Origin of the sequence: Pseudoalteromonas sp. SG43-4 (assembly GCF_014164325.1) — a bacterium.
Lineage (GTDB): Bacteria > Pseudomonadota > Gammaproteobacteria > Enterobacterales > Alteromonadaceae > Pseudoalteromonas > Pseudoalteromonas distincta.
This window is the reverse complement of the sequence record NZ_JACJFB010000037.1, coordinates 1-4,647: the sequence shown is the minus strand read 5'-3', so window position 1 is coordinate 4,647 and position 4,647 is coordinate 1. Positions and strand designations below refer to the sequence as shown.

At 38.3% G+C, this 4,647-nt stretch carries 2 protein-coding genes; both read right to left on the bottom strand.

Annotated elements, in window-relative coordinates; translation table 11 throughout:
- Nucleotides 1-210: 210 nt before the first annotated feature.
- A complete protein-coding gene (locus H5160_RS19970) occupies nt 211-2,382 on the bottom strand; it encodes a S46 family peptidase (RefSeq protein WP_182738510.1) in 2,172 nt (723 codons plus the stop codon).
- A gap of 98 nt (nt 2,383-2,480) precedes the next feature.
- Complete coding sequence (locus H5160_RS19965; RefSeq protein ID WP_182738508.1) at nt 2,481-4,571, bottom strand: bifunctional diguanylate cyclase/phosphodiesterase; 2,091 nt, start codon at nt 4,569-4,571, stop codon at nt 2,481-2,483.
- Between the last annotated feature and the right edge of the window lie 76 nt (nt 4,572-4,647).

The window sequence follows — 4,647 nt, the reverse complement described above, 5'->3', positions numbered from 1 at the left end:
GATTATATCAACGGATATTACAACAACGTTAGGCCGCATCATTATAATGCCGGTTTAGCGCCAAATGAATCTGAGGTTAGATATCAAGATTCTAAAACTGTGGCCAAATTTTATTGACCACTACATTTTGTAGTGGTACACTGATTTTGGCCACCTACAAAAAAGGCGCTTCCTTTACGGTAAGCGCCCTTCTGTTATCTCAATAATTACTTATTTTACGATTGTCATTTCGTCTAATAAGTTTTGTGCATTATCTACTTTATCCATTACCCAAAGCATGTAGCGTGAATCAACGTGGATTGAGCGATTAAGCTCAGGGTTGTAATCCCAGTCACCAATAATACTTTCGTAAACACCGTCAAACAGTAAACCAACAAGCTCTGCTTTACCGTTAAGTGTTGGCGAACCTGAGTTACCACCGGTAGTGTCTACATTTGATAAGAAGTTAACGGGTACTGTATTCATGCCACCCGTGTAATCACCATAAAGCTTGGCTTTAATTTGCTCTTGTAACTTTTTAGGTGCATTAAATGGGTCAACATCGGTGTTTTTAGCTAGTAACCCTTCAAGCGAGGTAAAAGGTGTTGCTACCAAGCCATCTTGAGGTGAGTAGCCGCCTACGGTGCCATAGGTTACTCGTAATGTGCTGTTGGCATCGGCGTATACAGGTTTGTTTTTAGCTTTGTTAAACGCAATGATTGCGCTCATTAACTCTGGGCGAGCTGCTTGTAATTTACCTGCAAGTGCTTTTGATTTATCTTCCTCTGCTTTCATTACTTTAAAGATTGCTTTAGCGTACTGCACAAATGGGTCTTGGCTTTGATTTAGCTGGCTAAACGATTGTTCAAATAATGAATTGCGAACAGTGGCATTATCAAGTCTTGACTGTTCATACATGCTATCAAGTAACGCGCTTTGGGTTGCTTTATCAAACCCATTTTGTACTTTAAATACGTTATCAACCTCGCTAAAACGCTCTTCTTTTGGAAGTGCTGCATACAGCTCTAAAAAGTGCAGTAAAATAGCTTTGTCTACTTTGCTATCATAACGGCGCGTCATGCGCTCAAGCCCTGCTTTAATGCGAGGTAAGTCACGTTCTTGATAACCAGATTCACGTTCGCTATTTGGCTTTTGTTTTTCGTAAGCTAGGCGGTATAAACGTCGTGCTGTGCTGATCATTTGTGAGCGATGTACATAACCTAACATACGGTCGCGTTCACTGTGCTCTTGTGATTGTGCAATTAGCTCAGATAGCTCACCTAATACGCTTCCGTATTGCTCTTTACGCTCACTATCGCTATTGATCCATTGTGTTAACTCTTTCTCAAACTGTTTTTTGCGCTCAAGCATAGTGCCTTTTTTGAAGCTTTCGATCATCGAACCATAGTTTTTAATATAGTTGTTATAACCTGCAATGGTGCTTTCGTAAGCAATACGCGCTTTACTGCCGTCTTCTGAGTTTTCTTCAATAAGCGACACGTATTTTGAGTTATGGACGCGTGCTTTAGGGTAGCTGTCGTTAAATACGTTATCTACCTCTGTTGCTATACGGTAGCGGTTAGTACGCCCTGGGTAGCCTGTAACCATTACAAAGTCGCCTTCTTGCACGCCTTTGGCACTTACTTTTAGGTAAGAGTCTGGTACGTAAGGTACGTTGTCTTCGCTGTACTCAGCTGGTTTTCCATCTTTGCCTACATAAGCGCGGTAAAAACCAAAGTCGCCTGTGTGGCGCGGCCACATCCAGTTATCTATATCGCCACCGTATTTACCTACGCCCATAGCTGGTGCGTAAGATAAACGTACGTCTTTAATTTCAAGTGACTTAATTAGGTAAAACTCTAAACCACCATGAAACGAATACACGTTACAACGGTAGCTTTCGTCGGCTTCACACTGGGCTACTAGCGCTTTTTCGTTTTTTACTATTGCGTCGTAGCGTGCTTTACCGCTTAGTTCTTCAATACCTTTACTAACTTTGTCAGTCACATTAGTAACTGTTTCTGTGACGTATACGCGTGAACCCGGCGCTGCTGGTAAGTCCTCAGCAGGGCTTTTAGCTAAAAAGCCATTTTCTAATATGTTGTTTTCAGGTGTTGAATTGTATTGCACCGAGCCATAAACACAGTGATGGTTTGACACAACTAAACCCTTAGGCGATACAAACGATGCTGTACAGCCACCTAGGCTAATTACCGCATTCATTGGGAATTCGGTTAATTTAGAAATAGATGCAACATCAATTTCAAGCCCTTTGGCTTTTAAAATTGATTCTAACTCTGGAAGTTGGTGTGGTTGCCACATGCCTTCGTCGGCTATGGCACTACTTGAAAGTGATAAAGAAAATGTGGCTGCTAATGTAGCTACAAGAGGTTTTAAACGCATTATAGAATCCTTTTTATTTGTTTCTATAACAGGTTACTCGTCAGTAGCTAATGAGGTCAATAGCCGCGCAATGAATTGTTACAATCGAGTGTTTAATCTTACTTTTTATCAAAATTCATCGAAAAATCAAGAAACTGTTTTGCTGGTATGGGTTTACTAAAGTAAAAACCTTGCATAAAATCACAGCCTAATTCGTTCAATAAAGTAAGCTGCTCTTTTGTTTCTACGCCTTCTGCTACCACTGTCAGCCCTAAACTGTGCGACATGGCAATAATTGCCTTTACGAGATTACAATCTTCATTGTTTAGTACAATACCATCAATAAAACTTCTATCTATTTTGAGTACATTAAACGGATATTCTCTTAAATAACTTAATGACGAATAACCCGTACCAAAGTCATCCATTGATAAGTTAATGCCTAATGCCGTAATTTCAGTCAATATATCAACAACATTAGTGTGGCAACTCATCAGCACTCCCTCAGTTATTTCAAGCTCTAAACTTTCGGGATTTACGTTTGCTTCACTCAATGAGTTTTGAATAAAGCTGAGTAATCCCACGTCTCTAAATTGACGAGGTGATAAGTTAACGGCAATAGTGTATTGCTGTTTTCGTTTACAAGTACTTTGCCATGTGTTTAAAAAATCTAATGCTTGGCTAATTACAAACTTGCCAATCGGTACAATTAATCCTGTATTTTCTGCAATAGGTATAAACTCATCGGGTGTTACATTACCTAGCACAGGGTTATGCCAACGTAATAACGCTTCTGCACCAATGATGTGTTTATTTTTGGCGTCAAATTGGGGCTGGTAGTATAACTCAAATTCGTCACGCTCAAGGGCGCCACGCATCTGCTCTTCTATTTCGAGTCGGCGCTGAATAATTACGTTCATCTTTTTAGTAAAAAATGAATAAGTATTACGACCATATGATTTTGCTTGATACATTGCAGTGTCAGCGTTTCTTAATAAATCAGCAACGGTTGTACCATTTTCTGGGTATATGGCTACACCAATACTTGCTGTTAGTATGTGTTCTCGGCCTTCAATTTTAAAAGGGGCCCTAAAATTATTTAGCAGTTTTTCAGTGATTTTTAGCGCAGCATGATGATCAGTTATACCTCGTAATAATACGATAAACTCATCTCCACCTAGGCGCCCTACCGTATCTTCTTTTCGTAGTGCATCTTGTAGCCTTTGCGCTGATTCAATTAAAAGTTTGTCTCCTGTTTCATGACCTAAGGAGTCATTTATTTTTTTAAAATCATCTAAATCTAAAAACAGTACCGCTGCTTTTTCGTTATTTCTTTGTGCTTCAATAAGTAATTGCGACAAACGATCAAGTGCTAAAAAACGATTTGGAAGTAAAGTTAAACTATCGTAATACGCTTGATGTCTAATTAGTTCATCTGATTTATGCTGTTCGGTAATATCTCGAATAATAACCATTAACTGGTTATGTTCTGTTATTTTATTTATTCTTGCTTCAAAAAAAACGAGCCCATGGGGCAAAGCTAGCTCGTATTTAAAGCTCATCATCTGCTTTTTTTCTAATACAAGGCTGATATAGGTTTCAAATTTTTCGGCTACATCGCGCGGGAGTACATCACCCATTTTTTTACCAATAAATTGCTTGGACTTGGTATAGAGATCGGTCTCATTACTGGCATGATACTCAATAATAGTTCCATCATTTTCCATCAAGAAAAATAAGTCAGGAATTGCCTCAAAAATAGTTTTTAGCATATCCTCATTAAATGATGCATCTGCTTGTGCCTTTTTAACCTCAAATAAGTCAATATCAATGCAATACATTTGTTTTGTATTATATTGATTTGTAAACATAACATGGCTAGAAAAAACGGATACACTTTCGCCATCTTTACCTTTTAGGGTAATTTCGGATGCTGGAATTTCTATGTCTTTTTCTACCCAATCACTGTGTGCGTCAATTACAAATTCACACATTGATTCTGGAATTATAAGGTCTTCTATTTTTTGCCCTATGGCTTCTTCTTTTGTGTATCCGTAAAGTCGCTCACTGCCTTCATTCCAATAAATAACACGACGTTCATTGTCATAACCTTGAACAGAAATTACATTTACCGCATCAAATAACTGATGCAAATAGTCGTTAATTACAAATTGGTTGGTTAAGTCTGAAGCAACGTCGTCTAATTTCATTTTGAGGCTATACCCATAGGTAATTTTATTTAGCAATAAAAAACACCAAATAATAATTAAATTTAATTTTAATTTT

Excerpts from the sequence above, each read along its gene's own strand:
- H5160_RS19970 (WP_182738510.1), bottom strand. The coding sequence starts at position 2,382 with ATGCGTTTAAAACCTCTTGTAGCTACATTAGCAGCCACATTTTCTTTA.
- H5160_RS19965 (WP_182738508.1), bottom strand. The coding sequence starts at position 4,571 with ATGAAATTAGACGACGTTGCTTCAGACTTAACCAACCAATTTGTAATT.